Source organism: Saccharopolyspora griseoalba (assembly GCF_042665275.1).
Classification (GTDB): Bacteria; Actinomycetota; Actinomycetes; order Mycobacteriales; family Pseudonocardiaceae; genus Saccharopolyspora; species Saccharopolyspora griseoalba.
Genome location: NZ_JBHTCJ010000002.1, coordinates 61,281 through 80,337, shown reverse-complemented (window position 1 = coordinate 80,337; position 19,057 = coordinate 61,281). Strand labels below are relative to the sequence as shown.

General features: G+C 72.3%; 16 protein-coding genes. 15 read left to right on the top strand and 1 reads right to left on the bottom strand.

Features of this window, described 5'->3' with window-relative positions; all coding sequences use genetic code 11:
- Positions 1–189 precede the first annotated feature (189 nt).
- From murD to ACFQRI_RS04475, 7 genes are all read left to right on the top strand, one after another.
- A complete protein-coding gene (murD, locus tag ACFQRI_RS04505) occupies positions 190–1,590 on the top strand; it encodes a UDP-N-acetylmuramoyl-L-alanine--D-glutamate ligase (protein WP_380664740.1) in 1,401 nt (466 codons plus the stop codon).
- Between the two features lie 7 nt (positions 1,591–1,597).
- Positions 1,598–3,028: a putative lipid II flippase FtsW gene (gene ftsW / locus ACFQRI_RS04500; protein WP_380664738.1), complete on the top strand. Its 1,431-nt coding sequence runs from the start codon at positions 1,598–1,600 to the stop codon at positions 3,026–3,028.
- A gap of 20 nt (positions 3,029–3,048) precedes the next feature.
- Positions 3,049–4,173: an undecaprenyldiphospho-muramoylpentapeptide beta-N-acetylglucosaminyltransferase gene (murG, locus tag ACFQRI_RS04495; RefSeq protein ID WP_380665535.1), complete on the top strand. Its 1,125-nt coding sequence runs from the start codon at positions 3,049–3,051 to the stop codon at positions 4,171–4,173.
- Positions 4,170–5,612 carry a UDP-N-acetylmuramate--L-alanine ligase gene (murC, locus tag ACFQRI_RS04490; RefSeq protein ID WP_380664736.1) on the top strand — a complete coding sequence of 481 codons (1,443 nt, stop codon included), beginning with the start codon at positions 4,170–4,172 and terminating at the stop codon, positions 5,610–5,612. Before murG ends, murC begins: the two co-directional genes overlap by 4 nt.
- Before the next feature lie 2 nt (positions 5,613–5,614).
- Positions 5,615–6,343 (top strand): cell division protein FtsQ/DivIB, encoded by a 729-nt coding sequence (locus ACFQRI_RS04485; RefSeq protein ID WP_380664734.1) that lies wholly within the window; start codon positions 5,615–5,617, stop codon positions 6,341–6,343.
- 60 nt (positions 6,344–6,403) lie between these two features.
- Positions 6,404–7,642 (top strand): nitric oxide synthase oxygenase, encoded by a 1,239-nt coding sequence (locus ACFQRI_RS04480; RefSeq protein ID WP_380664732.1) that lies wholly within the window; start codon positions 6,404–6,406, stop codon positions 7,640–7,642.
- A gap of 74 nt (positions 7,643–7,716) precedes the next feature.
- A complete protein-coding gene (locus ACFQRI_RS04475; protein WP_380664730.1) occupies positions 7,717–8,679 on the top strand; it encodes a helix-turn-helix transcriptional regulator in 963 nt (320 codons plus the stop codon).
- Here the strand turns inward: ACFQRI_RS04475 and ACFQRI_RS04470 are convergent.
- Positions 8,670–9,587 carry an SDR family oxidoreductase gene (locus tag ACFQRI_RS04470; protein ID WP_380664728.1) on the bottom strand — a complete coding sequence of 306 codons (918 nt, stop codon included), beginning with the start codon at positions 9,585–9,587 and terminating at the stop codon, positions 8,670–8,672. The genes ACFQRI_RS04475 and ACFQRI_RS04470 overlap by 10 nt on opposite strands.
- 453 nt (positions 9,588–10,040) lie before the next feature.
- Between ACFQRI_RS04470 and ftsZ the strand changes: the two genes are divergently transcribed.
- The 8 genes from ftsZ (at position 10,041) to ileS (ending at position 18,998) form a co-directional block, all read left to right on the top strand.
- Positions 10,041–11,543, top strand: a complete 1,503-nt coding sequence (ftsZ, locus tag ACFQRI_RS04465; protein ID WP_380664726.1) for a cell division protein FtsZ — start codon at positions 10,041–10,043, stop codon at positions 11,541–11,543.
- 103 nt (positions 11,544–11,646) lie between these two features.
- Positions 11,647–12,363: a peptidoglycan editing factor PgeF gene (gene pgeF, locus ACFQRI_RS04460; protein ID WP_380664724.1), complete on the top strand. Its 717-nt coding sequence runs from the start codon at positions 11,647–11,649 to the stop codon at positions 12,361–12,363.
- A 46-nt stretch (positions 12,364–12,409) separates the two neighbouring features.
- Complete coding sequence (locus ACFQRI_RS04455) at positions 12,410–13,144, top strand: YggS family pyridoxal phosphate-dependent enzyme (protein ID WP_380664722.1); 735 nt, start codon at positions 12,410–12,412, stop codon at positions 13,142–13,144.
- A 70-nt stretch (positions 13,145–13,214) separates the two neighbouring features.
- Positions 13,215–13,826: a cell division protein SepF gene (locus tag ACFQRI_RS04450; protein ID WP_380664720.1), complete on the top strand. Its 612-nt coding sequence runs from the start codon at positions 13,215–13,217 to the stop codon at positions 13,824–13,826.
- A gap of 20 nt (positions 13,827–13,846) precedes the next feature.
- Positions 13,847–14,134, top strand: a complete 288-nt coding sequence (locus ACFQRI_RS04445; protein WP_093413156.1) for a YggT family protein — start codon at positions 13,847–13,849, stop codon at positions 14,132–14,134.
- A 51-nt stretch (positions 14,135–14,185) separates the two neighbouring features.
- A complete protein-coding gene (wag31, locus tag ACFQRI_RS04440) occupies positions 14,186–15,043 on the top strand; it encodes a DivIVA-like cell division protein Wag31 (RefSeq protein WP_380664717.1) in 858 nt (285 codons plus the stop codon).
- Between the two features lie 103 nt (positions 15,044–15,146).
- Positions 15,147–15,560: a hypothetical protein gene (locus ACFQRI_RS04435; protein ID WP_380664715.1), complete on the top strand. Its 414-nt coding sequence runs from the start codon at positions 15,147–15,149 to the stop codon at positions 15,558–15,560.
- A gap of 285 nt (positions 15,561–15,845) precedes the next feature.
- Positions 15,846–18,998, top strand: coding sequence for an isoleucine--tRNA ligase (ileS, locus tag ACFQRI_RS04430; protein ID WP_380664713.1), 3,153 nt, complete (start codon positions 15,846–15,848; stop codon positions 18,996–18,998).
- Positions 18,999–19,057: the final 59 nt, after the last annotated feature.

Below are 19,057 nucleotides of genomic sequence, written 5' to 3'. Positions count from 1 at the left end.
TTGCGACGACTCGGGTTCGGCGCGGGTCGGGCTTCGCGGCTGCGGGTGTCCGGGCCGGGCGAGCGGTTCCGCCGCCACGCGGGGCGTCGTCCCGACAAACCGGTGCGGGTCCGGCTTCGCGCTCTTGGATGCATAGGCTGGGGGAGCGGCTTCGCCGCGTTGACGACGACGATGGAATCGGGAGGCGCAGTGGCTGGGAGCCGGTACCGGGGGTTGCGGGTGCTGGTTGCCGGGGCCGGGGTGTCCGGGCGGTCGGCCGCGGAGGCGCTGCTGGCGGTCGGGGCCGCGGTCACGGTGACCGACGCCTCGGCGGACCGGTTGGCGGCGCTGGCGTCCCTGCAGGCCCAGGGCGCGGAGCTGGTGCCCGGGCTCGACGAGCCGCCGGAGGGCACCGACCTGGTGGTGACCAGTCCCGGTTGGCGCACCGACGCCCCGCTGCTGGCGGCCTCGGCCGCCGCCGGGGTCGAGGTGATCGGCGAGGTCGAGCTGGCCTGGTGGCTGGACCAGGAGAAGTCCGAGGGCCCGTCGACCTGGCTGGCGGTGACCGGGACCAACGGCAAGACCACCACCGTCACCATGCTGGAGTCCGTCCTGCGCGCCGCGGGCGTCGACGTGGTGGCCTGCGGGAACGTCGGGCTGCCGGTGGTGGACGCGGTCCGCGCGGGCAACCGGGTGCTCGCGGTGGAGCTCTCCAGCTTCCAGCTGCACTGGCAGCGGGCCCTGCGCCCGGAGGCCGCCGTGGTGCTCAACCTGGCCGACGACCACCTCGACTGGCACGGCTCGCTGGAGTCCTACGGCGCGGCCAAGGGCAAGATCTTCGCGGGCAACGAGGTCGCGGTGGCCAACGCCGACGACGAGTGGTCGTCCCGGCTGGCCGCGGGCAGCGGCCGGTCGCGGGTCTCGTTCACCCTCGGCGAGCCCGGCCGGGGTCAGCTCGGGGTGTCCGGATCGGACCTGCTGGACCGCGCGTTCGGCGAGGACGTCGTGCTGGCCGCGGTGTCCGACGTGCACCCGGGTGGTCCGCACAACCTGGCCAACGCGCTGGCCGCGGCGGCGCTGGCCCGCGCCCACGGCGTGCCGCCGGAAGCGGTCGCCGAGGGCCTGCGGGCCTTCCAGCCCGGCGCGCACCGCTCGGTGGTCGTCGCCGAGTCCGCCGGGGTGTCCTACGTGGACGATTCCAAGGCGACCAACCCGCACGCGGCCGACGCCGCGCTGCGCGCGCACGAGCGCGTCGTGTGGATCGCCGGCGGGCTGCTCAAGGGCGCGGACGTGGACCAGCTCGTCGCCGACAACGCCGACCGGATCGCGGCGGCGGTGCTCATCGGCCGGGACCGGGCGGAGTTCTCTACCGCACTCGGCCGACACGCGCCAGATGTGCCGGTGCGCGAGGTCGGATCGGGGGACGATGCGGGCATGCTGGAAGCGGTCCGCCTGGCGCACGACTTCGCGCGGCCCGGCACGGTGGTGCTGCTCGCCCCGGCCGCCGCGTCGATGGACATGTTCACCGACTACGCCCACCGCGGGCGGGCGTTCGCCGCAGCGGTGACGTCGGTGCTGGCCGAGAACTCGGCGATCGCCCACGGCGGGTGATCTCGAGTTGACCTCCGCGACGAAGCAAGCCGCCGCGCGCGGCCCGCGCAAGCGCACCGGAGTGGGGCTGCTGTCCCCGCTCACCGCGTGGCTGACCCGCCCGCTGGCCTCGTTCCACCTGCTGCTGGCCGTGTGCGGCCTGCTCACCGTGTTCGGGCTGGTGATGGTGCTGTCCGCGTCCAGCGTGGACTCGTTCAACCAGGCCGGCACGTCCTACAGCGTGTTCGGCAAGCAGGTCATGTACGTGCTGGGCGGTCTGGTGCTGTTCTACGCCGGGCTTCGGATGCCGGTGCGGGTGCTGCGCTGGCTGAGCTTCCCGCTGCTGGTGGCCTGCCTGCTGATGCTGGTGCTGGTGCTCACCCCGCTGGGCACCGAGCTCAACGGCGCGCGCAGCTGGTTCTACGTGGGCGGCGTGTCCTTCCAGCCGGTGGAGTTCGCCAAGATCGCCTTCGCGCTGTGGGGCGCGCACGTGCTGGTCACCAAGCGGGGCCTGCTCAGCCAGTACCGCCACCTGCTGGTGCCGGTGGTGCCCGCCGCGCTGCTGATGTGCGCGCTGGTGATGCTGCAGCCCGACCTGGGGTCGACGATCACGCTGTTCGTGGTGCTGCTGGCGCTGCTGTGGTTCGCCGGAGCTCCGCTGCGGCTGTTCCTGGTGATCGTGCTCGGTGCGGTCACCGGCGGTGTGGTGCTCGCGGTGATCGAGCCCTACCGGATGGCGCGGCTCACCAGCTTCCTCAACCCGACCAACGACCCGACCGGCAACGGCTACCAGGCGATGCAGGCGCTGTACGCGCTCGCCGACGGCGGGTTGTTCGGCCGCGGGCTCGGGCAGGGCTGGTCGAAGTGGCAGTACCTGCCCAACGTGCACAACGACTTCATCTTCGCGGTGATCGGCGAGGAGCTCGGCTTCATCGGGTGCGCCGTGGTGCTGATGCTCTACGGCACGACCGCCTACGTCGGGATGCGCATCGCCTTCCGCAACACCGACCCCTACATCCGGCTGGTCGCGGCGACCCTGACGACCTGGCTGGTCGGCCAGGCGGTGATCAACATCGGCTACGTGGTCGGCCTGCTGCCCACCACCGGGCTGCCCCTGCCGCTGATCTCCTCCGGTGGCTCGTCGGTGGTCACCAGCATGATCGTGTTCGGTCTGCTGGCGAACTTCGCCCGGCACGAGCCCGAAGCCATCGCCGCGCTACGGTCTCTGGGGCCGGGGCGGGTCGGCAAGCTGCTGCGCCTGCCCACCCCGGAGCCGTACCGGCCACCGGCGCGACGGCGGCCCTCCCGGCCGGCCCCGAGCACGAGGCCCGGTGCGAAGAGCTCCGGCGCGCCTGGACGGCAACGGTCCACGACAGCCCGGAGCGGTGCACAGACCCGCGCGCGAGGCGCGCGCAGCGGGCCCGGGCCCCGGGCGCAAACACGAGGAGGACACCGTTGAGCGGGGACGAGACGGTCCGCATGAACGCGGTCGGCCAGCCCTACGGCGCTCCCATGGGACGCAAGCCGTTGTCGGTGGTCGTGGCCGGTGGTGGCACCGCCGGGCACGTCGAGCCGGCGCTGGCGCTGGCCGACGCGGTCCGCAGGTTGCGGCCGGACGCCCGGGTGACCGCCCTGGGCACCGAGCGCGGGCTGGAGAACCGGCTGGTGCCGCAGCGCGGCTACCCGCTGGAGCTGATCCCGCCGGTGCCGATGCCCCGCAAGCCCAACGCCGACATGCTCAAGCTGCCGCTGAAGGTGCGCGAGTCGGTCAAGCAGACCCGCGAGGTGCTGGACAAGGTCGGCGCGGACGTCGTCGTCGGCTTCGGCGGCTACGTGTCGCTGCCCGCCTACCTCGCCGCCCGCGGACGGACGCCGATCGTGGTGCACGAGGCCAACGCCCGCGCCGGGCTGGCCAACAAGGTCGGTGCGAAGTTCGCCGCCCGGGTGCTCTCGGCGACCCCGGACAGCGGCCTGTCCGGGGCGCAGACCATCGGCATCCCGCTGCGCGAGTCGATCACCACGCTGGACCGCTGGCAGCTGCGCATGCAGGCCCGCCAGTTCTTCGGGCTGCACCCGCACGCGCCGACCGTGCTGGTCTTCGGCGGTTCGCAGGGCGCCCAGACGCTCAACACCGCCTTCTCCGGCGCCGCCGAGGCGCTGGGCCGCGCGGGCATCGGCGTGCTGCACGCGCACGGGCCGAAGAACAGCGTGGCCATCCAGCAGGTCCCGGCCGCGCCGGTCTACCGCACGGTGCCCTACCTGGAGCGGATGGACCTGGCCTACGCCGCCGCCGACCTGGTGGTGTGCCGCTCCGGCGCGATGACCGTCGCCGAGGTCTCGGCGGTCGGCCTGCCCGCGGTGTTCGTCCCGCTGCCGCACGGCAACGGCGAGCAGGCGCTCAACGCGCAGCCGGTGGTCTCCGCGGGAGGAGCCCGGCTGATCTCCGACGAGGAGACCACCCCGCAGCGGGTCATCGACGAGATCATCCCGCTCGCGCTGGACGCCCCCCGGCTGCAGGCGATGAGCCGGGCCACCATGGGCAGCGGGCACCGGGAAGCCGACCAGGTGCTGGCCCGGATCGTGCTGGAGGTAGCCGGACGATGACCACGACTCACGGGGATGATCTGCTCGCCAGGGTGCACCTGGTGGGCATCGGGGGTGCCGGGATGAGCGGCATCGCCCGCATCCTGCTGGCCCGCGGCGGCCAGGTCTCCGGCTCCGACGCGCGCGACTCGCGCACCGTGCTGGCGCTGCGCGCGCAGGGCGCGCGCATCGGCATCGGCCACGGGGGCGAGAACCTCGACCTGCTGCCCGAAACCCCCACCGCGGTGGTGGTTTCCACCGCCATCCGGCAGGACAACCCGGAGCTGGTCGCGGCCGAGGAGCGCGGGATCACGGTGCTGCGCCGCGCCGAGGCGCTGGCCGCGCTGATGGACGACCACCGGGTCGCCTGCGTGGCGGGCACCCACGGCAAGACCTCCACGACCTCGATGCTCACGGTGGCGCTGCAGCACTGCCGGATGGACCCGTCGTTCGCCATCGGCGGCGACCTCAACGACTCCGGCGCCAACGCCCACCACGGCGACGGCGGCGTCTTCGTGGCCGAGGCCGACGAGAGCGACGGCTCCTTCCTGGTCTTCGCCCCGTCGGTGGCGGTGGTGACCAACGTCGAGCCGGACCACCTCGACCACCACGGCACCGCCGAGGCCTACACCGAGGTCTTCGAGGACTTCGTCGGCCGCATCGCGCCCGGCGGCGTGCTCATCGCCAACTCCGACGACCCGGGCGCGGCCGAGCTCGCCGAGCTCGCCGAGAACCGGGGCGTGCGGGTGCGCCGCTACGGCGCGAACGCCCCGGCCGAGGGCGATGCGCGGCTGCGCGGCTACCGGGCCGAGCACGGGGTCGGCGTGGTCGCCGTCGAGCTGGTCGGACGCGGACCGGATCCGATCGACGTGCACGTCGCGGTGCCCGGCGAGCACATGGCGGGCAACGCCGTCGCCGCGCTGCTGGCCGGGCTGGAGCTCGGCGCCCCGCTGGAGGGCCTGATGGAGGGCCTGGCCGCCTTCGGCGGCGTGCGGCGCCGCTTCGAGTTCAAGGGCCGGGCAGGCGGGGTCACCGTCTACGACGACTACGCCCACCACCCGACCGAGGTGGAGGCGCAGCTGCGCGCCGCGCGACCGGTCGCCGGGTCGGGCAGGCTGGTCGTGGTCTTCCAGCCGCACCTGTTCTCCCGCACCGCGGCCTTCGCCGGCGAGTTCGCCGAGGCGCTGGGCCTGGCCGACGAGGTCGTGGTGCTCGACGTCTACGGCGCGCGGGAGGACCCGCAGCCCGGCGTGACCGGCAAGCTGATCTCCGAGCAGGTCGAGCTGCCCGCCGACAAGGTGCACTTCGAGCCCTCGTTCACCGACGCGGGACCGGCGGTGGCCGCGCTGGCCAGGCCCGGTGACCTGGTGCTGACCATGGGCGCGGGCGATGTGACCATGCTCGGTCCGGAGATCCTCTCCGAGATCGAGCGCACGACCGGCACCTCGGAGGAGGTCTGAGGGTGACCTCGACGCGCACCGGAGCGGCCGAGCGTCCCGGGCGGCGCAGCACCCGCCGCCGCCCGGAGCGCGCCTCGCCGCCGTCCCGCCGCTGGGTGCTGCCCGCGCTGATGGCGGTGGTGACCGTCGTGGTGCTGGTGCTGTACTTCTCGCCGCTGCTCGGGGTGCGCGACGTCCGGGTCGAGGGCAACCCGACGCTGTCCGACGACGAGGTCCTGCGCGCCGCGCAGATCCCGCCGGGCACCGCGATGCTGCAGGTCGACGCCGGGGACGTGCAGGAACGGCTGGGCAAGCTTCCCAAGGTCGCCGACTCCGAGGTGATGCTGGACTGGCCTTCCACGGTGCGCGTCGAGATCACCGAGCGCACCCCGGCGGTCTACTTCCGCGCGCCCGGCGGGGTGCGCCTGGTCGATTCGCAGGGCGTGGCCTTCGAGACCGCTCCGAAGCCGCCCGCCGGCGTCCCGGAGCTGCGAGTGCCCGAAGTGGACGGAGCGGCGACCGCCGCCGCGCTGAAGGTGCTCAACGGGCTGACCGAGCAGGTTCGCCGCGAGGTGACCGCGGTCCTGGCGCCCGAGCCGGGCTCGGTGCGGCTGCGGCTCACCGGCGATCGGGTGGTCGAGTGGGGCTCGCTCAAGGAGGGCGAGCGCAAGGCCGCGATCCTCCGGCCGCTGCTGACGCGTCCCGGCAAGGTCTACGACGTCACGACGCCCGAACTCCCGACCGTCCGCTGACCGGCCCCGGTTTCCGGACTACCCGCCGCGGCGGCACCCGGTCGCGCTAACGTGTGCAGCGTGTTCAGGGTCAGTGGTCAGGCACCGGAGGCTTTCTTCTCCGGCGCGTCCGCGGCGACGCAGCAGACGCGCCGGCTGCGGCCGGTCCGCCCTCCCGCAGCGCCCGCCCGCTCGGCCGATCCGGTCGACGTGGCCGAGGCCGAGGAGTTCCTGCGCCTGTTCCACGCCGAGAACCCGGGGGCCGGTCCGGTCGAGCCGCGCCTGGCGCGGATGCGCTACGAGGTCGAAACCGTCGGCACTTACCGGCACACCGCCGAGGAGCTGGCCTTCGGCGCCCGGGTCGCCTGGCGCAACAGCGCGCGCTGCATCGGCCGGTTGTACTGGCGCAGCCTCAAGGTCCGCGACCTGCGCGACGTGCACACCGCCGGAGGCGTGGCCGCGCACTGCGCGCAGCACCTGCGGATGGCCACCAACGGCGGCAAGATCCGCCCGGTGATCAGCGTGTTCCCGCCGGAGACGCCGCAGCGCCCCGCCCCGCGCATCTGGAACGAGCAGCTGATCCGCTACGCCGGGCACCGGCGCGCCGACGGCTCGGTGCTCGGCGACCCGCGCTACGCCCGGTTCACCGAGGCGGTGGCCGGTTTCGGCTGGCGCCCGCCGGGCGAGCCGACGGCCTTCGACGTGCTCCCGCTGGTGGTGGAGACCGCCGAGGAGGGGCCGCACATGTTCGCGCTGCCCCCGGAGGTGGTCCAGGAGGTGCCGATCACCCACCCCGAGCTGCCGTGGTTCGCCGAGCTGGGCCTGCGCTGGCACGCGGTCCCGGTGATCAGCCACATGCGGCTGACCCTGGGCGGGGTCTCCTACCCGGCGGCGCCGTTCAACGGCTGGTACATGGGCACCGAGATCGGCGCCCGCAACTTCGGCGACACCGCCCGCTACGACCTGATCCCGGTCGTGGCCGAGCGCCTGGGCCTGGACACCTCCACGGAGAAGAGCCTGTGGAAGGACCGCGCGCTGGTGGAGCTCAACCGCGCGGTGCTGCACTCCTACGCCGCGGCCGGGGTGACCATCACCGACCACCACACCGAGTCCGAGCGCTTCCTCACCCACCTGCGCAGGGAGGAGTCCGCGGGTCGCAAGTGCCCGGTCGACTGGACCTGGATCGTCCCGCCGATGTCCGGCTCGCTCACCCCGGTCTTCCACCGCGACTACGACGACGAACCCCAGCGCCCGGACTTCCTGCTCGACCAGGACGCCGCCCGGCGAGCCGCGCAGGGCGGCCCGCCGCACTTCGCGTGAGCGCGGGAGCGGGGCAGGCGGCTCCGCGCGCTCGCCGGCGCGGGCATGTCGGCCCGGTGCCTTAGGGTCGCGACGTGCGGGCTGCTCGGCTGGTTTCGCTGCTGTCGCTGCTGCAGGTCCGGGGTGCCATGACCGGGCCCGAGCTGGCGCGCGAGCTGGAGGTCTCCGAGCGGACCGTGGCCCGCGACGTGCTCGCGCTGGCCGAGGCCGGGGTGCCGGTGTACGCCGAGCGCGGGAGGATCGGCGGGTACCGGCTGCTGGGCGGCTACCGCTCCGAGCTCACCGGCCTGCACCGCGACGAGGCCGTGGCGCTCTTCCTGGCCGGAGTGCCCGGGGTCGCCGCCGAGCTCGGGCTCGGCGAGGCCGCGGAAACCGCCCGGCGCAAGACCGCCGCGGCGCTCGCCCCGCCGTTCCGGGACGCGCCGGACCGCGTCGGCGGGCGCTTCCACCTCGACGCGCCCCGCTGGTTCCGGGAGGTCGCCACCCCCGAGGTGCTGCCGGAGCTCAGCCGCGCGGTGTGGCGCGAGCTGCGCGTCATCGCCGAGTACCGGCGCGGGGACCGGCTCGTCCGGCGCGAGCTGGAGCCCCACGGGCTCGTGCTCAAAGCGGGCGTCTGGTACCTCGCCGCGCGGCGAGGCGGGAGGTTCCTGACCTACCGGGTGGACCGGTTCGCCGACCTCGAAGTGGGGGAGGGGTTCGCCCGCGACGAGTCCTTCGAGCTGGCCGAGTTCTGGGAGCGCACCTGCGCCGAGTTCGCCGACTCGCTGCTCACCGAGGTCGTGGAGCTGCGGATCAGCCCCGCCGGGCTGCGCAAGCTGGCCGCCACCTCCGACGCCACCGCCGCCCGGCAGGCCGAGCGGGCCGCCGGTCCTCCCGACGCCGACGGTCGGGTGCGGACCGCCCTGCGGGTCGAATCCCTCGAGATCGCCTTCGACCAGTTCCTCGGGATCGGTCCGGAAGTCGAGGTCCTGGCCCCGGACACGCTGCGCCAGGACCTCGCGGCCGCCGCCGAGCGGTTCGCCGCGCTCTACCGGTAGTCGGCCGGATCACCTCGACCGCCGGACCACTCCACCTCGGCGATGTAGCTCCAGGCGTCCGGCTGCGAGCCGTCGAGGTCGGTGAAGCCGTAGACCTTGGCCAGCTGCCCGCTGGACAGCGACCGGGTGTTCCAGCGCGACACCTCCGGGTCGGTGGCGAGCGCGACGACCGCGCGGCCCACGTAGGCGGGTGATTCGGAGATGCCGAAGCCCTCCGGAGCGGTCTCGGAGGTCCACCAGTCCTCCTCGGTCGCCCCGAACTCGTCGAGCATCATCTCCGAGCGCAACCAGCCGGGGGACAACGACACCGCGGTCCCGCCGAAGGGAGCCAGCTCCTCGCCCTGGGCGCGGGCGATCCGGTGCGCGGCGTGCTTGGTGACGTCGAAGAAGGCGCCGCAGTCGGCGCGGTACCAGCGCTCGTTGACCTCCTGGGTGCCGTCGGTGAGCTCCACGACGAGCCCACCGGGGCGCTCGCGGAGCAGGTCGAGCGCGAAGTGGCTGGTGATCATGTGCGCCTCGATCCCGGTGCGCAGGCGTCGCAGCCCCTTGTCCAGGTCGTGCTCCCAGATCGGCTTGCGCCAGTCCATCAGGTGCTCGCCGCCGAGGTCGTTGACCAGCACGTCGAGTCGCCCCCGCTCGGCTCGGACGCGCGCCACCAGGTCGCGCACCTGCGCCGGATCGGTGTGGTCCACCCGCACCGCGATCCCGTTCCCGCCCGCGGCGTCGACGAGCTCCGCGGTGTCCTCAATGGTCTCCGGCCGGTCGTAGTCCGAGCGCCGCTGCCGCGTCGTGCGTCCCGTGCAGTACACCGTCGCGCCCGCCTCGCCGAGTGCGACCGCGATCCCGCGGCCCGCGCCGCGCGTCGCACCCGCCACCAAGGCGACCTTCTCCCGCAATTCCGCTGGCATGGCTGAAAACCTCCGCTCGATCGGTCCCGAGAACGAGGATGACGGCCAATCACGACATCCGCGGTCCGGTTTCCCAGCGCTTTCCCACCGCGAGTACCTCGACCGGGGAAGGAGGTGGCCAGGTACGGTGTTGGCCGTGGAGATCACGTTCGCGACGTGTTCACCGCAAGGGGAGGAAAGACTGGGCTCGTCCGCGATGTGCCGGACGGACCCGCTGAGCGAGGTCTGAGGCGGAAACTTCGAGGTGGACGCAACACACCCGCTGCCGAAACCGGCGTGGCTGCTGGACTCCGGGGCGCAATCGCGCCTACGGTCCGGATCGGGCGTGGGTTCGGCGGCAAATCGGATTCCGCGTCGGCGACCAGGGGGAGCCGCGCTCGCGGCACCGGCTCAGCGGCCGTCCCGGCGGTCGATGGGAAGAGCACACCAGCCACGATCAGGAAGGCGGATCCGATGACGCCCCCGCACAACTATCTCGCGGTGATCAAAGTCGTCGGCATCGGTGGCGGCGGCGTCAACGCCGTGAACCGCATGATCGAGGTCGGGCTCAAGGGCGTCGAGTTCATCGCGGTGAACACCGACGCGCAGGCCCTGCTGATGTCCGATGCCGACGTCAAGCTCGACATCGGGCGGGAGCTCACCCGCGGTCTCGGGGCCGGTGCCGCACCGGAGGTCGGCCACAAGGCCGCCGAGGACCACGCGGAGGAGATCGAGGAGGTCCTCAAGGGCGCCGACATGGTGTTCGTGACCGCCGGCGAGGGCGGCGGCACCGGCACCGGCGGTGCCCCGGTGGTGGCCAACATCGCCCGCAAGCTCGGTGCGCTGACCATCGGCGTGGTGACCCGGCCGTTCTCCTTCGAGGGCAAGCGCCGCGCGTCCCAGGCCGAGCAGGGCATCAAGGAGCTGCGCGACTGCTGCGACACCCTGATCGTCATCCCGAACGACCGGCTGCTGCAGCTCGGCGACATCGGGGTGAGCCTGATGGACGCCTTCCGGTCCGCCGACGAGGTGCTGCTGTCGGGTGTTCAGGGCATCACCGACCTGATCACCACGCCGGGTCTGATCAACCTGGACTTCGCCGACGTCAAGAGCGTCATGTCCGGGGCGGGCAGCGCCTTGATGGGCATCGGCTCGGCGAGAGGTGATGGCAGAGCGGTGGAAGCCGCCCAGAAGGCGATCAACTCGCCGCTGCTGGAGGCGTCCATGGAGGGCGCGCACGGGGTGCTGCTGGCCATCGCGGGCGGTTCGGACCTCGGGCTGTTCGAGATCAACGAGTCCGCCTCGCTGGTCCAGGAGTCCGCGCACCCCGAGGCCAACATCATCTTCGGTACGGTCATCGACGACTCGCTCGGCGACGAGGTGCGGGTGACGGTGATCGCCGCGGGATTCGACTCGGGCACGCCGACGCACAAGAAGCTGGAGCCGACCCGGGTCGGCGGCCGCGACGAGGTCGAGGGCGCGCCGAAGCCGGACAAGTCGGCCGAATCGGAGGACGGCGGCGCGACCGCGCGCACCGAGCCCGCGCAGACCCAGCAGGCCCCGGCCGCGCCCAGCGCCCCCGCGGCGCCGAGCGCACCGGCGGCCCCGCAGCAGGCGCCCGCGCAGCCCGAGCAGCAGGCCGCGCCGAGCCCGCAGCCAGCGGCTCCGGCCCCGCAGCCGTCGGCCCCGAGCCAGCCGGTCGGCCAGACCCGGCCGCCCGAGCCCGAGCAGCAGGAGCAGGCGCAGCAGCCGCAGCAGGCGGAGAACCGGCCCGGTTCCGCGCAGCGTCCCGGCCTGTTCGGCGGCGACGGTTCGTCCACCGGTCAGCAGAACGTCTCGGTGCCGTCCCGCCCGGCGGGCGGGTACCAGGCGAACAGCACGCCGAACCGCCACGGCAGCGGACTGCCCTCGCGGCCGGTCCCGGTGTCCGACGACTCCGACGACGACGTGGACATCCCGCCGTTCATGCGGCGCTGATCACCCCCGGCGCGCCGTGGGGCGCGGCGGGAGCATGAGCGAGAATCGACACCGGAAACGCGACGTTTCCGGTGTCGATTCTTTTGTGCGGGAGGATGAGCAAGTGCGGATTCGGCGCGTGATCACCACGCGGGAGGGCGGTAGCTCCAAGGCGCCGTTCGACTCGTTCAACCTGGGCGGCAAGGTCGGCGACGACCCGGAGGCGCTGCGGGCCAACACCGAGAAGCTCGCCGAGGGCATCGGCGTGCCCACCGCGAACCTGGTGTGGATGGAGCAGATCCACGGGCGCACCGCGACGCTGGTGGAGGGCCCGCAACCGGAGCCGGTGGAGGCCACCGACGCGCTGCTGACCGATCGGCCGGGGCTCGCGCTGATCTCGCTGACCGCCGACTGCGTGCCGATCCTGCTCGGCGAGCCGGAGGCCGGGGTCATCGCCGCGGTGCACGCGGGTCGCGTGGGCGCGCGGGTGGGCGTGCTGGTGGCCGCGCTGAAGTCGATGCGCGACGCGGGAGCCGACCTCGGCAAGGTCGAGGCGCTGCTGGGCCCGGCCGCCTGCGGGCTGTGCTACGAGGTCCCGGCCGAGATGCAGGCCGATGTGGAGAAGCACCTGCCGGGCAGCGCCTGCAAGACGCGCAAGGGCACCCCGGGGCTGGACCTGCGGGCCGGGTTGTGGGAGCAGCTCGCCGCCGTGGGCATCGCCAAGATCGGCGCCGATCCCCGCTGCACGGTGGAGACCCCCGAGCTGTTCAGCCACCGCAGGGACGACGGGAAGACCGGGCGGTTCGCCTCGGTGATCTGGATGGAGCAGGAGGACGCGTGATCGGTGCGATGAAGAACACGCGTGGTGGATCTCTCGGGGAGCGCCGGTGAGCGAGCAGGAGCGCCGCGCGGAGCTCGCGGAATCCCTCGCGCAGGTGCGGGATCGGCTCGAGCGGGCCTGCCGGGCCGCCGGGCGCGGCCCGGACGAGGTGGAGCTGCTCGCGGTCACCAAGAACTTCCCGGCCGCCGACGTCGCGCTGCTGAGCGATCTGGGCCTGCGCTCGTTCGCGGAGAACCGGGAGCAGGAGGCGCGCGGCAAGGTCGCCGAGCACGCCGAGCTGCGCCCGGAGGCCGCGCCGCGCTGGCACATGGTGGGTCAGCTGCAGCGGAACAAGGCGCGTTCGGTGGCGCGGTGGGCCGACGTCGTCGAGTCGGTGGACAGCGAGCGGCTCGCGCAGGCGCTCGCCCGCGCGACCGCGAACGCGCTCGAAGCCGGTGACCGGAGCGGCCCGCTGGACGTGCTGGTGCAGGTCAACCTGGACGAGGCGGCCGGTCGTGGGGGTGTCGCCGCCGGCGACGTCCCGCGACTCGCGGAGAAGATCACTACAACGAGCGAACTTCGGTTGCGGGGCGTGATGGCCGTCGCTCCCCTGGATGGCGACCCCGACGTGGCGTTTGCCACACTTTCGGAGATCGCCGCGCGGTTGCGCGTCGATCACCCGGAGGCTGTCGAAGTATCCGCGGGGATGTCGGGTGACCTGGAGAGTGCCGTTGCCCACGGCTCGACCAGGGTGCGTGTCGGAACCGCGCTGCTCGGGCGACGGCGGTTAATCTCGCCGTAAGCCGTTACAGGGGGTCGAAGGTCGGCCGCCTCGTGCTCGGTGTAGGGAGCCGCAGAGGAAGGGCATGCCGATGAGCGCTTTGCACAAGTTGAAGGCCTACTTCGGCATGGTTCCGGCCGACGAGGTCGACGACTACGGCGACGAGCTGGCCTACCGGGACCACTACGAGGACGAGGTCTACGACGACGAGCGCTCCGGCGCACGTCGCGTGGGCACCCGTGGCGGCTACCGCGCGGACGCCGAGACGGAGAGCTTCGCCGAGGAGTTCAGGGAGCCGTCGCGGCAGCGGCGGCAGTGGGCCTCCGAGGTCGTTTCGCGGGGCGCCTCGCACAACGAGGGATCCCGTTCGAGCGACAACGTCTCGCGGTTGCGGGCGGTGACCGACACGGGCACCCAGTTCAACTTGAGCAAGATCACAACGTTGCACCCGCGCAGCTACAGCGAGGCCCGCACGATCGGCGAGCAGTACCGCGACGGTACTCCGGTGATCATGAACCTGACCGAGATGGAGGAGGCCGACGCCAAGCGCCTGGTCGACTTCGCCGCAGGTCTGGCCTTCGCGATGCGCGGTTCGATCGAGAAGGTCACCAACCGCGTGTTCTTGCTCTCACCGCCCAACGTGGACGTCGCGGCCGAGGACAAGCGGCGGCTCGCGGAGGGGGCCTTTTTCAACTACGGGTGAGTGGTGGCACAGTTGTGGGCGTGAACCCGGTACAGATCGTCCTCTTCTACGTTCTGTTCTTCTTCTGGCTGCTGCTCACGGCCCGTATCGTGGTGGAACTCGTTCGGGTGTTCGCCCGCGATTGGCGGCCTGTCGGGGGGGTTGCAATCGCGTTGGAGAGCATCTACACAGTGACCGACCCACCCGTAAAGTTGGTGCGTCGGGTGATTCCGACGGTCCGGATCGGCGGCGTCGGACTGGACCTATCGATTATGGTGCTGCTGCTGGTCGTGTTCATACTGATGCGACTGGTGCAACCGGCCGGGTGACGGGGAACCCGACCGACCCGCAGCTGCCGAAGGAGTGCGTGAGGTGATCTTGTGGGCCTGACCCCCGCAGACGTGCATAACGTCGCGTTCAGCAAACCTCCGATCGGCAAGCGGGGCTACAACGAGGACGAGGTGGACGCATTCCTCGACCTGGTTGAAGCCGAGCTTGCCCGGCTGGTTGAGGAGAACAACGACCTGCGTAGCCAGGTGGAGCAGCTGGAGGGCCAGCTGCAGTCCGCCCAGGTCGACCTGGACGACGCCCGTTCGCAGGCGGCCCAGGCAGCCTCGGCCCCTGCCGCCCCAGCGGAGGAACCGCGCCGGCTGACCCCGGTTCCGGCGCCGACCGCCGCCGAGCAGACCAACCCCGGTGGCGATCACCACGTGCAGGCCGCCAAGGTGCTGGGCCTCGCGCAGGAGATGGCCGACCGGCTCACCGGTGAGGCCAAGGCGGAGGCCGACGGAATGCTCTCGGAGGCCCGGACCAAGTCCGAGCAGCTGCTCTCCGAGGCGCGTTCGAAGTCCGACAGCATGGTCAACGAGTCCCGCACGCGGGCCGAGACCATGCTCAACGACGCCAGGACCAGGGCCGAGACCCTGGAACGACAGGCTCGCGACAAGGCGGCCAGCCTTGAGCGCGATGCGCAGCGCAAGCACGCCGAGGTGATGGGCAACATCACCAACGAGAAGAACGCGCTCGAGAAGAAGATCGAGACGCTTCGGACCTTCGAGCGCGAGTACCGCACTCGACTGCAGACCTACCTGGAATCCCAGCTCCGCGAGCTTCAGGACCGCGGCTCCGCCGCACCCGCCGAGGAGAGCAGCAGCGGGAGCGGCAACGGCAGCGGTGGCCGGTCCTCCGGCCAGTCCGCGAGCTACAACTTCGGGGCTCGGGCAGCCGAAGCGGGCTGACGACCTCACGGTCAGGAGTTCCCCGGCACGCCAGGCGGCAGCGGGTGCGACGCACTCGTTGCCGCCTGCGCGCGTCAGGGCCGCGTGAGGTGGAAGATCGGGGATGAGTCGGTTGCTGTTGGTCGTGCTGGCGTTGGCCGTGGTCGCCGCGGTCACGTTGGTCGGAGCCGTCTTCGGCGGCGGCGCCGGGCTGGCGTGGGTGTCCCTGCTGGCCAGCGCTCTCGGAGCGGCGCTGCTGGTCTACGAGCGGTCCAGGCGCAAGCCGGCCCGCAAGACCCCGCAGGGCGCCGAGCCGGGCCAGGAGCGCAGCAACGCCGCGGAGTCGGCCGATCCGGACGCCTCGGTCGTGGTGATCGACGAGCGGCCGCGCTATCACGTGGCCACCTGCGAGTGGGTCGGTGACAGCGACACCATCGGCCTGACCCTCCGGGAGGCCAGGGACCTCGGGTTCACCCCGTGCGCGCGCTGCGCCCCGAACGCGACCATCGCGGCCGAGAAGCCCCGCAGCGGGCGGTGAACCGGTGAGCTCGGACACCCGTGAAAACGGGTGGCGGCTTCCCGGTACGCTTGAGCGGACAAGGCGTAGATCCGGCCATCACCGGGGAGCCTCCGGAAGAACGGGCAGCAGCTGCCTCAGTAGAACCGGACGGGTCCGGCCCGTCACAGCCGGCAGATGAGTGGTCCTCGGCGATCGCGCGAGGGCAAGCGGGGTGGTACCGCGGATCCACGGGCGAGCTCGTGGATGTCGTCCCCGCCATGACGGCGGCGGCAAGACGACAGATCTGCGAGGAGCAGCTCCGCGATGGCATACCCCAAGGTTTCCTTCGGCGACCCCGACGAGCGCGGCGTGGCGGCCCAGCCCGCGTTCCCGGTCGTCGAGCGCCAGGTGCTGGACTTCTGGGCCGAGGACAGGACCTTCCGGGCCTCGGTGGAGGCCCGCGAGGCGGGCGCGAACGGGGCCAACGAGTTCGTCTTCTACGACGGCCCGCCGTTCGCCAACGGGCTGCCGCACTACGGTCACCTGCTCACCGGCTACGTCAAGGACGCGGTCCCGCGCTACGAGACGATGCGCGGCAAGCGCGTCGAGCGCCGCTTCGGCTGGGACACCCACGGGCTGCCCGCCGAGGTCGAGGCAGAGAAGCAGCTCGGCATCACCTCCAAGGCCGAGATCGACCAGATGGGCGTGGCCGCGTTCAACGAGGCCTGCCGGACCTCGGTTCTGCGCTACACCCAGGAGTGGCGGGACTACGTGACCCGCCAGGCCCGCTGGGTGGACTTCGAGAACGACTACAAGACGCTCGACCTGTCCTACATGGAGAGCGTCATGTGGGCCTTCAAGACCCTCTGGGACAAGGGCCTGGTCTACGAGGGGCACCGCGTGCTCTGGTACTGCTGGCGCTGCGAGACGCCGCTGTCCAACACCGAGACCCGCATGGACGACGGCTACCGGCCGCGGCAGGACCCGGCGGTGACCGTGGGCCTGCGGCTGACCGCCCCGGGCGAGGCCTTCGACGGCGCGCTGGCCCTGGTGTGGACGACCACCCCGTGGACGCTGCCGTCCAACCTCGCCGCCGCGGTGCACCCCGACATCGACTACGTGCTGGTCAACTCGCCGGTCAACGGCGAGCGCTACGTGCTGGCCGAGGCGCGGCTGAGCGCCTACGCGCGCGAGCTGGGCGAGGACGTCGCCGACCACGTGCTGGCCCGCTTCAAGGGGACAGCGCTGCTGGGCGCCCGCTACCAGCCGCCGTTCGACTTCTTCCTCGGCCGGGAGAACGCGCACCAGGTGCTCCAGGCCGACTACGTCACCACCGACGACGGCACCGGGATCGTGCACATCGCGCCCGCCTTCGGCGAGGACGACAAGGTGGTCACCGACGCCGCGAACATCGTCCCGGTGGTGCCGGTCGACGCGCGCGGCGAGTTCACCGCCGAGGTGCCGCCGTACCAGGGCATGCAGGTCTTCGAGGCGAACAAGCACATCGCCAAGGACCTCAAGGAGCGGGGGCTGCTGCTCCGGCACGAGACCTACGACCACTCCTACCCGCACTGCTGGCGCTGCGACAACGCGCTGATCCAGCGCGCGGTGACCTCCTGGTTCGTCTCGGTCAGCCAGTTCAAGGACCGGATGGTCGAGCTCAACCGGCAGATCAACTGGGTGCCCTCGCACATCCGCGACGGGCAGTTCGGCAAGTGGCTGGAGAACGCCCGCGACTGGAACATCTCGCGGAACCGCTACTGGGGCTCGCCGATCCCGGTGTGGGTCTCCGACGACCCGAACTACCCGCGCACCGACGTCTACGGCTCGCTCGACGAGCTGGAGCGCGACTTCGGGGTGCGGCCGACCGACCTGCACCGCCCGGAGATCGACGAGCTGACCCGGCCCAACCCGGACGACCCGACCGGCCGCTCCACGATGCGGCGGGTGCCGGAGGTGCTGGACTGCTGGTTCGAGTCCGGGTCGATGCCGTTCGCCCAGGTGCACTACCCGTTCGAGAACGCCGAGTGGTTCGAGCACCACTACCCGGGCGACTTCATCGTCGAGTACAACGGCCAGACCCGCGGCTGGTTCTACACGCTGCACGTGCTGGCCACCGCGCTGTTCGACCGGCCGGCGTTCAGCAACGTCGTCGCGCACGGCATCGTGCTGGGCCACGACGGCCAGAAGATGTCGAAGTCCAAGAAGAACTACCCGGACGTCAACGAGGTCTTCGACCGCGACGGCTCGGACGCGATGCGCTGGTTCCTGATGGCCAGCCCGATCCTGCGCGGCGGCGACCTGGTGGTCACCGAGCGCGGCATCCGCGACGCGGTGCGCCAGGCGGTGCTGCCGCTGTGGAACTCCTGGTACTTCCTGGCGCTGTACGCCAACGCCGAGGGCGTCGAGGGCAGGTTCCGCACGGACAGCCAGCACGTGCTGGACCGCTACATCCTGGCCAAGACCCACGAGCTGGTCGGCGACGTGCAGTCCTCGATGGACGCGCTGGACCTGGCCACCACCTGCGCCTCGGTCCGGGACTTCCTGGAGGTGCTGACCAACTGGTACGTGCGCCGCTCCCGCGACCGGTTCTGGGCCGGTGACCAGGACGCGGTGGACACCCTGCACACGGTGCTGGAGGTGACCTGCCGGGTGGTCGCCCCGCTGCTGCCGCTGACCGCCGAGGCGGTCTGGCGCGGGCTGACCGGGGGCCGCTCGGTGCACCTGACCGACTGGCCGCTGGTCGACGAGCTGCCCGCGGACGCGGCGCTGGTCTCCGCGATGGACCAGGTCCGGCAGATCTGCTCCTCGGCGCTGGCGCTGCGCAAGGCCAACAAGCTGCGGGTGCGGCTGCCGCTGGCCGAGCTGGTGGTGGCCACGCCGGAGGCCGAGGCGCTGCGCCCGTTCGCCGACCTGATCACCGACGAGGTCAACGTCAAGGGCCTGGAGCTGAGCACCGACGTGGCCGCGCACGGCCACTTCGAGATCGCGGTCAACGCGCGCGCCGCGGGCCCGCGCCTGGGCGGCGACGTGCAGAAGGTGATCAAGGCGGTCAAGGCGGGCGAGTGGCACCGCAGCGGCGGCGCGGTGATCGCCGCGGGCATCGAGCTGCTCGACGGCGAGTACACCGAGAAGCTGGTCTCCACCGACCCGGGCGCGGCCGCCGCGCTGCCGGACGGCAACGGCCTGGTCGTGCTGGACACCGAGGTGAGCCCGGAACTGGCCGCCGAGGGGCTGGCCCGCGACGTGGTGCGCGTGGTCCAGCAGGCCCGCAAGGACGCCGACCTGCAGGTCTCCGATCGGATCGCGGTGCGCGTCGAGGCCCCGGCCGAGGCGGCTTCGGCGATCGAGGCGCACCGGGAGTTCATCGCGGGCGAGACGCTGGCCGACGAGCTCGCGCTGGGCGAGGTCGCCGAGGGCGCCACCGGCTCGGTCGGCGAGGGCACCGAGATCAAGGTCGCCATCTCGCGCCGCTGACCCGAGCGGCTCCGCCGGGAGCCGCGCGGCGGTCCGCGCCCGGATCGTCCGCGCGGTTC